This window comes from Sphingomonas sp. (assembly GCF_048594985.1).
GTDB lineage: Bacteria > Pseudomonadota > Alphaproteobacteria > Sphingomonadales > Sphingomonadaceae > Sphingomonas_I.
Map to the genome: position 1 here is coordinate 1 of NZ_JBMDXG010000118.1, position 13000 is coordinate 13000.

The following is a 13000-nucleotide window of genomic DNA, read 5'->3' on the forward strand; positions in this document are numbered from 1 at the left end:
GCTGGCGATCGGCGCGGTGCGCGTCGCGCTCGCTGGACCCGACGGGAAGGTTCAGCCGGGCACCGATCGGGTCGTCACCTTCGCGGGCAAGGGGAGCGCGACGATCCCCGCGCTTGCCCCGCTCGTCAGCGATCCTGTCGCGCTGCCGGTGCCGGAGCGCGCGCGGCTGCTCGTGAGCATCCATGTGCCGGGCGGGCTGGCGGGCACGACCAACCACGCGCTGGGCGTCGCGACCGCGCAGGTCGCGCGCGGTGACCAGACCGGCGCGGCGGTGCTGACCCCCGTCGGCACCTCAACCCGGCGCTACATCCTGAGCGCCGTCGACGTGACCGGCGGGCCCGCCAAGGGGACGATCGCGGCGTTCGGCGATTCGATCACCGACGGCGCGCTGGCGACGGTCGATGCCGATCGGCGCTGGCACGATTTTCTCGCCGCGCGGCTGGAGAGAGCGGGCGGCGTCCGCTTCGGCGTCGCCAATGCCGCGATCTCGGGCAATCGCCTGCTGGCGAACGGCGCCGGGCCGTCGGCGCTGGCGCGCCTCGATCGCGACGTGCTGGCGATACCGAACGTCCGCTACCTGGTGGTGCTGGAAGGGGTCAACGACCTCGGCAACGCGACGCGCGCGGGCCAGACCCTCCCGTCCGCCGAGACCATCATCGGCGTCTATCGCCAGATCATCGATCGCGCGCACGACAAGGGCATCAAGGTCATCGGCGGGACGATCCTGCCCTACAAGGGCGCCGGCTATTACGGGGCGGAGCCGGATCGCGTGCGGCAGGCGGTCAACGCCTGGATCCGCGCCCCCGGCAATTTCGACGGGGTGATCGATTTCGATCGCGCCACCGCCGACAAGGCCGATCCGCTCAAGATGGCGGGCGCCTATGACAGCGGCGATCATCTCCATCCGGGCGATGCGGGCTATCAGGCGATGGCGGACGCGGTCGACCTGGGGCTGTTCCGCTAAAGCGTGATATGACACTTATATTTCGGGCAGGGCGTTCCCAGATCGCCAAGCTCCAGGGAGTGACGCCACGATGAAGCGCGAGTTGATCGCCTATCTCGATTCGATCAAGGCGCGCGACCCCGCGCCCCGATCGCGGTGGGAGATATTGCTGTATCCGGGCGTGCTGGCGCTCGGCCTGCATCGCGTGGCGCACTGGCTGTTCAACGGCGAGCTGTTCTTCCTCGCGCGGCTGGTGAACCATATCTCACGCATGCTGACCGCGATCGATATCCATCCCGGCGCCAGGATCGGCGCGCATTTCTTCATCGACCACGGCTTTGTCGTGATCGGCGAGACGGCCGAGATTGGCGACAACGTCACCATCTACCAGAACGTCACGCTCGGCGGCACCAACCCCGCCGATGGCGTCGCGGGCAAGCGGCATCCCACGATCCAGGACGATGCGATCATCGGTTCGGGCGCGCAGGTGCTCGGCCCGATCGTGGTGGGACAGGGGGCGCGGATCGGCGCGAACGCGGTCGTGACGCGCGACGTGCCCGAAGGTGCCACGATGATCGGCATCCCCGCGCGCCCGACGCTGACCGACGCGCAGAGCTACCACGCCTTCATCCCTTACGGGACGCCGTGCAGCGAGCGGTTCGATCCGGCGACACAGCAGCTCGAACTGCTGAAGTGCGAGGTCGAGACGTTGCGCGGCAAGCTCGCCAAGCTGATCGACGAACGCGACGGCGCACGCGCCGACGATGCGGATCGCCAGACCGCCTGATGGGGGTCGTCACGCCCTTTCCGGCGCCCGCCCCGCGCCAGGTGGCGTTCGAGCGGACCGAATTGATGCGTATCCTCGATCTTTACGGACGGATGGTCGCGGCGGGGCACTGGCGCGATTACGCGATCCAGTTCGGCAAGGATGCGGCAAGCTTCGCCTGCTTCCGCCGCGCGGCCGAGCGCCCCGAATACCGCATCGAGAAGCGCCCCGCGCTCCGGGCGCGTCAGGGCGAATGGGCGCTGATCGGCGAAAGCGGCGTGGTGCTGAAGCGCGGGCACGAGCTTGGCCCGGTGCTCGCCCCGGTCGAGCGCAAGTTGCTCAAGCTGGTCGAGGCGTAACCGACAGCGGCCGATCGAGCGCGGGCAGCCGCGCCTGAAGGCCGGCCGGCAGCCGCGCGACCACCAGCCGCCGCGCGCCGTGCCAGAAGGCGGAGAGCAGCAGCAACGCCGAACCGATCACCAATGCCGTCAGCGCGACGTTCAGGCTGACCGCGCCGACCTTTTCGAACAGGCTCGCCAGCGCGAACAGCACATAGAAGAGCGAGGAGACGAGCAAGGCGCGCCGATCGATCGCGAGCGCGACGATGCCGAACAGGACGTAGAGCAGGATCACCGTCAGCCCGGTGGCGACCCCCGCATCCCGATCGACCACGCCGAGCAGGTTGAACACCGGATGCGCGATCGCCGGCGCGGCGGCGAGGTGCAGCCAGAAGGCCACGTCCGACCGGCGCGTCTGGCGCATCCGATCCGACATGTCCCACCACATGGCGAAGGCGAAGATCGCGATCCCGGCGAGCAGCAGCACGCCCAAGGACGCCTCGCGCGCGGTGGGGAGCGCGGCGAGCACGAGGCTGACCGGCGTCGCGGCGAGTGCCAGCGTCAGCGCGGCGATCGTGATCGGGACGTGGAAACGCCGCCAGTGGAGGAAGGCCGCGCCCGCCGTGATGAGTCCGGCCAGCGCCGCGACGAGCGGCTGCGTCGAAAGGTCGAGCGTGGCCGAATTGCCGGCCAGCGCCGAGACGGTGACCCCGACGCCGAGCACGAAGGTGAGGAGCAGCAGGATGCTGGGCAGCGCCATGCGGCGGAGACGCGTGAAATATTCGGCGAGCAGCCAGCTCGCCCCCGCGATCGCCAGTCCGGCGGCGCTTCCCGCCGCCGCGAGATTGTGGCGGATCTGGTCGATCTCGGCCTGTGTCGCCTTGCCGTCGGCCAGGACCGGCGCGGGGAACAAGGTGCCTCCAATCGCGCTGCCGATCCAGCCCACCGCCACCAGCAGCAGGATCGCGGCGATCGAGACGAAGATATCGTTGAAGCCGGTGATGAGGCGGAAGCTCTCCTCGTCGACCGCAGGCGCGGCACGGGTCGCGGCGACGCTGTTGCGCAGCGCGGCGGCGGCCTGCGGCGTGATCGCGCCGGACGCGACCGCCGCCTCAATATCGGACTCGCTATACATTCGGCCGTCTCCTCACGCGGAGTCTAGCACGGCCCGTATTGCATAGGTAGTACACTTGTCGACGTCAGGCGACGCCTTCGGAATCAAGCGCATAGCCGGCCGAGCGGACAGTGCGGATGAGGTCCGGCTGATTGTCGAGGTTGATCGCCTTGCGCAGGCGGCGGATGTGGACGTCGACCGTGCGCGGCTCGATATCGCTGTCGCGGCCCCATACGGAGTCGAGCAGGCGCTCGCGCGAGAAGACGCGGCCGGGATGCTCCATGAAGTGGCGCAACAGGCGGAATTCGGTCGGCCCGAGCGCGAGCGGCTGACCGTTGCGGCGGACCTTATGGTCGCCCAGGTCCATTTCGATCCCGCCATAAGCGAGCCGCTCGCCTGCCAGCGCGGGGCGGACGCGGCGCAGCACCGCATTGACGCGCGCCACCAGCTCGCGCGGGGAGAAGGGCTTGGTGACGTAATCGTCGGCTCCGGTCTCCAGCCCGCGAATGCGATCCTCCTCCTCGCCGCGCGCGGTGAGCATGATGATCGGCACGTTGGCGGTGTCGGGCACGCGCCGCAGCCGGCGGCACACCTCGATCCCCGAAAGCCCTTCGATCATCCAGTCGAGCAGGACGATGTCGGGCGCTGCCTCGGCCGCGAGCAGCAGGGCTTCCTCGCCGTCGGGGGTCTGTTCGACCTGATGCCCTTCACGCGTCAGGTGCCATTCGAGCAGTTCGGCGAGGGCGGCATCGTCCTCGACCAGCAGGATCCGTGCGCCCGCCATATGTGTCAGTCCTCTATCGGCGCGATCGGGTCCGCGCCGCGCGGCCGTTCGGTCAATTGCGTGCCCGTCGCCGCGAAATAGATCATCTCGGCGATGTTGGTGGCGTGGTCGCCGATCCGTTCCAGGTTCTTGGCGATGAACAACAGATGCGTCGAAGCGCCTATGTTGGAAGGATTTTCCATCATGTAGGTCAGCAGCGCGCGGAACAGGCTGTTGTACAGGTCGTCGACCAGCTGGTCGCGCCGGCTGATCTCGACCGCCATGTCGGCATCGCGCGCGGCATAGGCGTCGAGCACGTCGTGGATCATCTCCGAAACGGCGCGGCCCATCGGCGGCAGGATCGCCATCGGATCGATGTCGCGCACGTCGTGGAGCAGGGGCACGCGCTTGGCGATATTCTTGGCATAGTCGCCGATCCGCTCGATCACGTTGGCGATCTTGAGCGCGGCGAGCACCTCGCGCAGATCGTCCGCCAGCGGCGCGCGCAGCGCGATCAGGCGCACGGCGCGAAGCTCAAGGTCGGCTTCCATCGCGTCGATCCGGCGATCCTCGTCGACGATCCGCGCGGCGGCGTCGAGGTCGCGGCGGACCAGCGCCTTGACCGCTTCGTCGATCGCCGCCTCGGCCAGTCCGCCCATTTCCGCCACGAGCGCGCGCAGTTCGGCCAGATCCTCGTCGAATGCCTTGATCGTGTGACCGCTCGTCGCCATCGCAAAACTCCCAGTCGCGCCCATGCTGCATCAGCGCGTAACTTTTATGACAATGCGATTATGACAGTCTTTACGGGATCAGCGGAAGCTCGATCCGCACCGTGGTGCCGGTGCCGAGCGTGCTGGCGATATCGAGCCGGCCGCGATGCCGCTCGACGATATGCTTGACGATCGAGAGGCCGAGGCCCGTGCCCCCGATCGCGCGGCTGCGGCCCGGATCGGCGCGGTAGAAGCGCTCGGTCAGGCGGGGCAGATGCTGGGGCGCGATGCCGTCGCCCTCGTCGCGGACGGTGAGCAGCGCGCGGCTGCCCGCGCGACGGAGCGTGACGTGGATCGGCGTGCCTTCGCGCCCATATTTGAAGGCGTTGCTGAGCACGTTGTGAAACATCTGGTGGACCTGCCCGCGATCCCCGGTCGCCATGATCTCGTTGTCGATCTCGCATTGCAGGCGCGTGCCGTCGCGGCGGGTCTGGCCGAGTTCCTGCACCACGTCGTGCAGGACGAGGGCGATGTCGATGCGGTCCTTCGGTGCCGAGTAGCGATCGGCCTCGATCCGCGACAGCGACATCAGATCGTCGATCAGGCGCTGCATCCGGCGCGCCTCGCCATCCATGATTGACAGGAAGCGCAGGCGGGTGGACGCGTCCTGCGGGCCGTTGGCCTCCTCCAGCGTCTCGATGAAGCCGATCAGCGCCGCGAGCGGCGTGCGCAGTTCGTGGCTGGCATTGGCGACGAAGTCGACGCGCATCCGCTCAGCCGCGCGCTGCGCGCTGCGATCGGTGAGGCGGAGCAGGCGTTGCCCCTTGCGGATCGTGCCGGCCGAAAGCTCCCACATGCGGTCATGCCCGCCGAGGCCGGTCAGCGCGACCGGTCCCTCCTCGTCGCCGCTGATGATGGCGGCGGCGGCCGGGTGGCGGATGGCGAGGCGGACGTAATCGCCGACGATATGCTCGCCCAGCAAGGCGCGCGCCGCCGCGTTGGCGTGGGTGATGTGGTAGCCGTCGACCACCAGCAGGGGCTCGTGCAGCGCCTCGATCAGATGCTGGGTCGGGTCGGGCGGCGGCGGCCTGCCGTCCGGGATCGGTCCCGCGCCGAGCCGGCCGAAGCGCCCGAACGCCATGTCAGCCGCCGAGCCGCTCGAGCGCGGGCACGAGCGCGTCGAAAAGGTCGATAAGCACGTCCGCCCCAAGCTGCTCGGGCGGACGATCGGAAAAGCCGAAGGTCAGCGCCACGCAGGGAAGCCCGGCGGCGTGCGCGGCGTCGACATCGTTGATCGAATCGCCGACGAAGGCCGCGCGGCCGCCGCCGGCACGCGCTATCGTCTCATGCACCGGCGCGGGATCTGGCTTGCGCTGTGGCAGCGTGTCGCCGCCGACGATGACGTCGAACCGCGCGCCCCAGCCGAGCGCGTCGACCAGTTGCCGCGCCAGCCCCTCCAGCTTGTTGGTGCAGATGGCGAGCCGCACACCCCGTGCTTCCAACGCCGAAAGCGCCGTTTCCACGCCTTCGAACGCGTTGGTGCTGTCGGCGATATGCGTCTGATAATAAGCGAGAAATATCGGGAAACCCTGATCGATCAGCGCCTCGTTCACCTCACCCGTCGCGGCCAGGCCGTTGCGCAGCAGCGCGCGCGCGCCGTGACCGACCATGTGCCGGACATCCTCCGCCGGCACCGCTGGCCGGCCGAGCGCCACCAGCGCGTGATTGAGCGCGGCGGTCAGATCCGGCGCGGTATCCGCAAGCGTGCCGTCGAGGTCGAAGATGACGAGATCGTAGGGGAAGTCGGCCATGGCTCGGCTGTAGCGTGTGCCGACCGAACATGGCAAAGCCGTGACATGACCGACACGCCGCTGGCCGCCGTGATCCTTGCCGCGGGCAGGGGCACGCGGATGAAATCGTCGCTGCACAAGGTGCTCCATCCCGTCGCCGGTCGGCCGATGCTGGGGCACCTGCTCGACGCGGTCGGCGCGCTGGGGCCTGCGCGGACGGTGATCGTCACGGGCGCAGGCCGTGAGCAGGTCGAGGCATTCGCCGCGCCGCTCGGCGCGACGCTCGCGACGCAGGCGGAGCAGCTCGGCACCGGCCACGCCGTGCTGCAGGCAAAGCCGGCGCTGGCCGGCTTCGCGGGCGACGTACTGATCCTCTATGGCGACGTGCCGCTGGTCTCGGCCGAAACGATGCGGCGGATGGTCGCGCGGCTGCATGAGGGGGACGAACCAGCTGCGGTCGTGCTCGGCTTCCGTCCGGGCGACGCGCTCCACTATGGCCGGATCATTGCCCGCGACGGCCGGATCGCGAAGATGGTCGAATATAAGGATGCCTCGCCCGAGGAGCGTGCCGAGACCTTGTGCAACAGCGGGCTGATGGCGGTCCGCGCGGCCGATCTGTGGCCGCTGCTCGACCGGGTCGGCAACGATAATGCGGCGGGTGAATATTATCTGCCCGACATCGTCATGCTGGCGCTGGCCGACGGGCGGCGGGCGGCGGTGATCGAAACCGATCCGGCCGAGGTCGCCGGCGTCAACAGCCGCGCCGAACTCGCGCAGGTCGAAGCGGCGTGGCAGGTCGCGCGACGCGCGCGGGCGATGGCCGATGGCGCGACGCTGCAGGCGCCCGAAACGGTGTGGTTCGCGTGGGACACAAATGTTGGCCGCGACGTGACGATCGGGCCCAACGTCGTGTTCGGGCCCGGCGTGACGGTGGCGGATGGCGTCAAGATCCATGCTTTCTCGCACCTCGAAGGCGCGCAAGTAGGCGAGGGGGCGATCGTCGGCCCATTCGCGCGGCTCCGCCCGGGTGCCGAGATCGGCGCTGCCGCGCATGTCGGCAATTTTGTCGAGATCAAGAAGGCGCGGCTCGGCGCGGGCGCGAAGGCCAATCACCTGACCTATCTGGGCGATGCCGAGATCGGCGCGGGCGCGAATATCGGCGCGGGCACGATCACCTGCAATTATGACGGCTTCGGCAAATATCCGACGCGGATCGGCGCGGGCGCGTTCGTTGGGTCGAACAGCGCGCTGGTCGCGCCGGTCGCGATCGGGGACGAGGCGATGGTTGCGGCGGGATCGGTGATCACGCGCGACGTGCCCGCCGGCGCGCTCGCCGTCGCACGCGGCGTGCAGGAAACCCGGGACGGTTGGGCCACCCGCTTTCGGGCGAAGCGGAAAGGCTGACGGCGCTAGCGATTGATCTCGCGTTCGGCCTCGCGTGCGAGCAGCGACAGTTCGAACAGGTCGACCTTTTCGGGGCGCGGCGACCGATCGATGATGCACAGCGCGCCCAGCGTATAGCCGGTCCGGTCGACCAGCGGCACGCCCGCATAGAAGCGGATGTGCGGCGCGCCCGTCACCAGCGGGTTGCCCTGGAAACGCTGGTCCTTGCGTGCGTCCTGGACCAGCAGAGGCTCGCCTGGCCGATGGAGCGCATGCGCGCAGAAGGAGACCGCGCGGGGCGTCTCCTCGGTCTCGACGCCTGTCTTGGCGACGAACCATTGGCGATCGCGGTCGATGATCGAAATGGCGGCGATCGGCGCATGGAAACGCTGCGCCGCCCGCTCGACGATCTCCTGTAGGTGACGGTCGCCGCCACGACGCAGCACGCCGGACAGCTCGACCGCCTTCTGCCGTTCCTCTTCCTCCGCCGGATAGGGGGCGGGGGAAAAGAATCTCAATGTCATGCTGACCTCCGTCCGGGCGGTACAGCTACGCTACCATGCTCTATGGCATCGCATACGTCCGGGCATTCAGAAAGTTCAGCAACTTCCGCCATTTCGGTTGGAAGTGTCCGCAGGTCGACATGCCCGATCCGCAGCGCGTTCTTCCCCGAACGTTTGACCTCGTACATCAGGGCGTCGGCCAGCTTCAGCGCCTCGTCGAGCGACCCCGAGGCCGGCGGCTCGAAAATGAGCGCTCCCATGCTGCAGGCCACGCCGAGGCCGAGATCGTCGAGGATGCGCGAAAGGCGGACATGCACCATCGTTGCGACATGATCGCCCTGGTCGTGGTTGCGGACGGTGAGGAGGCCGACGAACTCGTCGCCTCCGATCCGGGCGAAAAGATCGCCGTCGCGCACGACCGCCTGCGCCTCGGTCGCGAACGTCCGCAGCACGTCGTCGCCCAAAGAATGGCCGTAGCGGTCGTTCACCTGCTTGAACCCGTCGAGATCGAGATAGCAGAGCAGCAGCACGCGCCCTTCCCCGAGTGCGCGGCCCACGACGCTTCGCTGCCGGCCGAGGAAGGCGGACTTGTTGAGCACCCCGGTCAGGCTGTCGATCGACGCGCGCCATCGTTCCAGCGCCAGCGCGGTTCGCAGCCCGCTTGCCACGGAGACGACGAGGCTGGCCGACAGCCAGCGCACCGACATGTTCCACACCACGGTGCCGAACGGCAGGGCATGCTCCCCGGGCATGGTCGAGCGGATATGCGTGATGACGGTCGCCCCGACGATGCAGACAGCGGCGACCGCCAGGCCCTGCCGCTCCCCCAGCGTCCATGCGGCGAAGGCGCAGATCAGGAAATAGAAGAGCAGCAGGCTGAGATGAACCGCGGTAATGGCCTCGACCACGAGCGCACAGACCACCGCGAGGGCCGTCACCGCCCACGCCCTCGCGCGGCTCCAGCCCGAAGTAGCGCTCAGCACGCGCGCCAGCACCTGCGAGGTGGGGCTCAATTGGGGCGGCGGGTATAGCACGGCAGCGACTCCTGCCCTTTGTTAGAACCCGTCGGTTAACGGGGGGTAAGTCTCGCGCCCGGCTGTTCAGCGGCGGGCCAGACGGCTAGTCGCATGGTCGCGAAGGAAGGAAGAACGACGCCATATGTGCGGGATCATCGGGATCGTCGGCGGGGATCAGGTCAGCGGCCGCCTGCTCGGCGGACTGCGGCGGCTGGAATATCGCGGCTACGACTCAGCCGGGGTCGCGACGGTCCACGACGGCGCGATCGATCGCCGCCGCGCGGCCGGCAAGCTGGACAATCTCGCCGGCGTGCTGGCGGAGCGGCCGCTGGCGGGCACGACCGGAATCGCGCACACGCGCTGGGCGACGCACGGCGCGCCGACCGAGGACAATGCCCACCCCCACGCGACCGAGCATGTCGCGCTGGTCCACAACGGCATCATCGAGAATTTCCGCCCGCTGCGCGACGAACTGATCGCGCGCGGCCGGACGATGACGTCGCAGACCGATACCGAGGTGGTCGCGCACCTCATTTCCGAGCAGGTCGAGGCTGGGGTCGATCCGGTCGCGGCGGTGGGCGCGGTGCTCAAGCGGCTGCACGGCGCGTTCGGGCTCGCCATCCTGTTCCGCGACCGGCCCGACATGCTGATCGGCGCGCGGCTCGGCTCGCCGCTGGTCGTCGGCTATGGCGAGGGGGAGACCTTCCTGGGATCGGACGCGCACGCGCTTGCCAATCTGACCCAGCGCATCTCCTATCTGGAGGAAGGGGACTGGGTGGTCATCACGCGCCAAGGCGCGCAGGTTTTCGATGTGGCGAACAATCCGGTCGAGCGGCCAGTCACGCTCTCGGGCGTCTCCGGCGCGATGATCGACAAGGGCAATCATCGCCATTTCATGCAGAAGGAGATTTACGAGCAGCCGATCGTCGTCGCGCAGACGCTGCGTTCCTATCTCCGCCGGCTGGAGGGGGAGCTCGCGCTGCCGATCGAGGGGTTCGACCTGGCCGGGGTGCGCCGCGTGACGATCGTCGCGTGCGGCACCAGTTTCTACGCGGGCATGGTCGCCAAATATTGGATCGAGCAGTTCGCGCGCGTGCCCGTCGACATCGATGTGGCGAGCGAATTCCGCTACCGCCGGCCGGTGCTGGAGCCGGGCGGGCTGGCGCTGTTCATCAGCCAGTCGGGCGAGACCGCCGACACGCTCGCGGCGCTGCGCCATGCGCGGGCGGAAGGGCAGCGGATCGCCGCCGTGGTCAACGTGCCGACCAGCACGATGGCGCGCGAGGCGGACCTCGTCCTGCCGACGCATGCCGGGCCAGAGATCGGCGTCGCCTCGACCAAGGCGTTCACCTGCCAGCTCGCCGTACTCGCGGCGCTGGCCGCCAACCTCGCCAGCGCGCGTGGGCTGCTCGACGGCCGGGAAGTGCGCGCGATCGTCGAGCATCTGGGCGAGGCGCCCGCCGCGCTGAACGAAGCGCTCGGTCATGACGATGCGATCCGCGGGGTCGCGGCGATGATCGCGGATGCGCGCGATGTCCTCTATCTCGGTCGCGGGCCCGATTACCCGCTGGCGCTGGAAGGGGCGCTCAAGCTCAAGGAGATCAGCTACATCCACGCCGAAGGCTATGCCGCCGGCGAGATGAAGCATGGCCCCATCGCGCTGATCGACGATGCCGTGCCGGTGATCGTGATCGCGCCGTCCGGCCCGCTGTTCGACAAGACGGTGAGCAATATGCAGGAAGTCAGCGCGCGTGGCGGCCGCGTGCTCCTCATTTCCGATGCCGAAGGGGTCGCGGCGGCGGGCGAGGGCTGCATCGCCACGCTCGCCATGCCGAGCGTGCATCCGCTGATCGCGCCTTTGGTCTACGCCATTCCCGTGCAGTTGCTGGCTTACCATGTCGCGGTGCTGAAGGGCACCGATGTCGATCAGCCGCGCAATCTCGCCAAGAGCGTGACGGTGGAGTGATGCGGGGCCGGGGCCTGCCGCTCGCGCTGCTGGCCATTGCCATGCCGGTGCGCGCGCAGACCCCGGTTCCGGTCCAGCCGGCGAACGGCGGCAGCGCGTTCATCCGGCCCGCGACGATCGACGAGTCGCTGGAGGTGACGGGGGACGAGGTCGCGGCGCGCGCCGTCGAGACGCGGATGGCGATCGACGTGCGGATCAACGGGCAGGGGCCGTTCCGCTTCGTGGTGGACAGCGGCGCCGACCGCACGGTGATCGGCACCGCGCTGGCGGCGCGGCTCGGACTTCCGCCGGGCGAGAGCGTGACACTGCACAGTATGGGTGCGCCCCGGCGGATCGACACGGTCGCGATCGACCGCTTGGCGATCGGCGCGACCGAAATGCGCGATCTTGCCGCGCCCGCTCTGCCCGAAATCCATCTCGGCGCGCAGGGGCTGGTGGGCATCGACGCGCTCGCCGGGCAGCGGCTGACACTCGATTTCGAGAAAAAGACGATCACCGTCCAGGATACCCGCACGCCCGAAATCGTGACCTCGCGCATGGACGAGGTGGTCGTGACCGCGCGACGCCGCAAAGGCCAGCTCATCCTGACGCAGGCCAGCGTTGGCGGAGTCGCGCTGGCCGCCGTGATCGATACGGGCGCCGAGGTGACGATCGGCAATTCGGCGCTGCGGGCCAAGGTGGTGTCGCGCAAGCTCCCGCTGCGTTCGGTCGACATGCTGGCGGTCACGGGCGAGACGGTGCGCGCCGACCTCGTCGTCCTGCCCGAGGTGAGGATCGGCGGGATCGTAATGCACAATCTGCCGGTGGCCTTCGCCGACGTCGCGCCGTTCGCGCTGTTCGGGCTCGCGACCCAGCCCGCCGTCCTGCTCGGCACCGACGTGATGCAGTCATTCCGGCGCGTCAGTCTCGATTTTCGCAACCGCAGGATCCGCTTCGTCCTTCGGCGCGGATGAGGAAGCGACATGCGACGAAAAGGCGCGTTGATCGGACGGACGTCCTCCCCATATGGTTGGGACCATGACCGAAACGCTCCCCGTCCTTCCGCTCCGCGACATCGTCGTCTTCCCGCAGATGATCGTCCCGCTCTTCGTCGGCCGCGAGAAATCCGTGGCCGCGCTCGAAGCGGCGATGGGCGCGGACAAGACGATCTTCCTCGTGTCGCAGCTCGACCCGGCCGAAAATGATCCCGACGCCAGCGCGCTTTACGATGTCGGCGTCACCGCCAGCGTGCTTCAGTTGCTCAAGCTGCCCGACGGCACGGTGCGCGTGCTGGTGGAGGGGCGCCAGCGCGGACGCATGATCGATCTCGACGGCTCCGGCGCGCACCTCGTGGCGACGGTCGCGCTGCTCGGCGATGACGAGAGCGAGGCGGGCGACGAGACCAAGGCGCTGATGCGCTCCTTGGTCGAACAGTTCGAACGTTATGCCGCGCTCAACAAGAAGCTGCCCGACGATCTGCCCGGCCAGCTTGCGGCGATCGAGGAGCCGGCGCGGCTGGCGGACGCGATCGCGGGCAATATCGCGGTCAAGGTGGCCGACAAGCAGGCGATGCTGGTCGAACCGAGCGCGCTCAAGCGGCTCGAAATGGCGTTCGCGCTGATGGAGGGCGAGCTCGGCGTGCTGCAGGTCGAAAAGAAGATCCGCAGCCGCGTGAAGCGCCAGATGGAGAAGACGCAGCGCGAATACTATCTCAACGAGCAGCTCAAGG

14 protein-coding genes are annotated in these 13000 nt (G+C 68.7%); 7 read left to right on the top strand and 7 right to left on the bottom strand.

The features are described from left to right. The 3 genes from ACOJSF_RS04300 to ACOJSF_RS04310 form a co-directional block, all read left to right on the top strand. Positions 1-964, top strand: a 964-nt coding sequence (locus tag ACOJSF_RS04300; RefSeq protein WP_420140994.1) for an SGNH/GDSL hydrolase family protein, incomplete at its 5' end; no start/stop codon positions are given. A gap of 70 nt (positions 965-1034) precedes the next feature. Beyond that, a complete protein-coding gene (epsC, locus tag ACOJSF_RS04305) occupies positions 1035-1730 on the top strand; it encodes a serine O-acetyltransferase EpsC (protein WP_420140995.1) in 696 nt (231 codons plus the stop codon). Then, complete coding sequence (locus ACOJSF_RS04310) at positions 1730-2068, top strand: DUF2794 domain-containing protein (RefSeq protein WP_420140996.1); 339 nt, start codon at positions 1730-1732, stop codon at positions 2066-2068. Before epsC ends, ACOJSF_RS04310 begins: the two co-directional genes overlap by 1 nt. Here the strand turns inward: ACOJSF_RS04310 and ACOJSF_RS04315 are convergent. The 5 genes from ACOJSF_RS04315 to gph form a co-directional block, all read right to left on the bottom strand. Beyond that, the gene (locus ACOJSF_RS04315) at positions 2049-3182 is read right to left on the bottom strand and encodes a hypothetical protein (RefSeq protein WP_420140997.1); all 1134 of its coding nucleotides are present in this window, start codon (positions 3180-3182) and stop codon (positions 2049-2051) included. The two genes, ACOJSF_RS04310 and ACOJSF_RS04315, sit on opposite strands and share 20 nt — an antisense overlap. Before the next feature lie 64 nt (positions 3183-3246). Beyond that, positions 3247-3945: a phosphate regulon transcriptional regulator PhoB gene (gene phoB / locus ACOJSF_RS04320; protein WP_420140998.1), complete on the bottom strand. Its 699-nt coding sequence runs from the start codon at positions 3943-3945 to the stop codon at positions 3247-3249. Between the two features lie 5 nt (positions 3946-3950). Further along, positions 3951-4655 carry a phosphate signaling complex protein PhoU gene (gene phoU / locus ACOJSF_RS04325; RefSeq protein ID WP_420140999.1) on the bottom strand — a complete coding sequence of 235 codons (705 nt, stop codon included), beginning with the start codon at positions 4653-4655 and terminating at the stop codon, positions 3951-3953. Between the two features lie 70 nt (positions 4656-4725). Further along, the gene (locus ACOJSF_RS04330; RefSeq protein ID WP_420141000.1) at positions 4726-5775 is read right to left on the bottom strand and encodes a sensor histidine kinase; all 1050 of its coding nucleotides are present in this window, start codon (positions 5773-5775) and stop codon (positions 4726-4728) included. A gap of 1 nt (position 5776) precedes the next feature. Then, complete coding sequence (gene gph / locus ACOJSF_RS04335) at positions 5777-6445, bottom strand: phosphoglycolate phosphatase (protein ID WP_420141001.1); 669 nt, start codon at positions 6443-6445, stop codon at positions 5777-5779. Positions 6446-6490: 45 nt separating this feature from the next. Here gph and glmU point away from each other — a divergent pair, with 45 nt between their 5' ends. Next, positions 6491-7828, top strand: coding sequence for a bifunctional UDP-N-acetylglucosamine diphosphorylase/glucosamine-1-phosphate N-acetyltransferase GlmU (gene glmU / locus ACOJSF_RS04340; protein WP_420141002.1), 1338 nt, complete (start codon positions 6491-6493; stop codon positions 7826-7828). Positions 7829-7833: 5 nt separating this feature from the next. Here glmU and ACOJSF_RS04345 read toward each other — a convergent pair whose 3' ends face one another. After that, positions 7834-8331: a GAF domain-containing protein gene (locus ACOJSF_RS04345; protein WP_420141003.1), complete on the bottom strand. Its 498-nt coding sequence runs from the start codon at positions 8329-8331 to the stop codon at positions 7834-7836. Continuing rightward, complete coding sequence (locus tag ACOJSF_RS04350; RefSeq protein WP_420141004.1) at positions 8328-9323, bottom strand: GGDEF domain-containing protein; 996 nt, start codon at positions 9321-9323, stop codon at positions 8328-8330. The genes ACOJSF_RS04345 and ACOJSF_RS04350 overlap by 4 nt, the downstream gene beginning before the upstream one ends. Before the next feature lie 145 nt (positions 9324-9468). On the opposite strand from ACOJSF_RS04350, the gene glmS reads away from it, so the two are divergent. The 3 genes from glmS to ACOJSF_RS04365 form a co-directional block, all read left to right on the top strand. After that, the gene (gene glmS / locus ACOJSF_RS04355) at positions 9469-11292 is read left to right on the top strand and encodes a glutamine--fructose-6-phosphate transaminase (isomerizing) (protein WP_420141005.1); all 1824 of its coding nucleotides are present in this window, start codon (positions 9469-9471) and stop codon (positions 11290-11292) included. Then, complete coding sequence (locus tag ACOJSF_RS04360) at positions 11292-12245, top strand: aspartyl protease family protein (protein WP_420141006.1); 954 nt, start codon at positions 11292-11294, stop codon at positions 12243-12245. The genes glmS and ACOJSF_RS04360 overlap by 1 nt, the downstream gene beginning before the upstream one ends. 64 nt (positions 12246-12309) lie before the next feature. Continuing rightward, positions 12310-13000: LON peptidase substrate-binding domain-containing protein (locus tag ACOJSF_RS04365; protein WP_420141007.1), on the top strand; the 691-nt coding region annotated here is incomplete at its 3' end.

Bases quoted from the DNA above. Each gene is read 5' to 3' on its own strand.
- epsC (WP_420140995.1), top strand. From the start codon at position 1,035: ATGAAGCGCGAGTTGATCGCCTATCTCGATTCGATCAAGGCGCGCGAC.
- ACOJSF_RS04310 (WP_420140996.1), top strand. From the start codon at position 1,730: ATGGGGGTCGTCACGCCCTTTCCGGCGCCCGCCCCGCGCCAGGTGGCG.
- ACOJSF_RS04315 (WP_420140997.1), bottom strand. From the start codon at position 3,182: ATGTATAGCGAGTCCGATATTGAGGCGGCGGTCGCGTCCGGCGCGATC.
- phoB (WP_420140998.1), bottom strand. From the start codon at position 3,945: ATGGCGGGCGCACGGATCCTGCTGGTCGAGGACGATGCCGCCCTCGCC.
- phoU (WP_420140999.1), bottom strand. From the start codon at position 4,655: ATGGCGACGAGCGGTCACACGATCAAGGCATTCGACGAGGATCTGGCC.
- ACOJSF_RS04330 (WP_420141000.1), bottom strand. From the start codon at position 5,775: ATGGCGTTCGGGCGCTTCGGCCGGCTCGGCGCGGGACCGATCCCGGAC.
- gph (WP_420141001.1), bottom strand. From the start codon at position 6,445: ATGGCCGACTTCCCCTACGATCTCGTCATCTTCGACCTCGACGGCACG.
- glmU (WP_420141002.1), top strand. From the start codon at position 6,491: ATGACCGACACGCCGCTGGCCGCCGTGATCCTTGCCGCGGGCAGGGGC.
- ACOJSF_RS04345 (WP_420141003.1), bottom strand. From the start codon at position 8,331: ATGACATTGAGATTCTTTTCCCCCGCCCCCTATCCGGCGGAGGAAGAG.
- glmS (WP_420141005.1), top strand. From the start codon at position 9,469: ATGTGCGGGATCATCGGGATCGTCGGCGGGGATCAGGTCAGCGGCCGC.
- ACOJSF_RS04360 (WP_420141006.1), top strand. From the start codon at position 11,292: ATGCGGGGCCGGGGCCTGCCGCTCGCGCTGCTGGCCATTGCCATGCCG.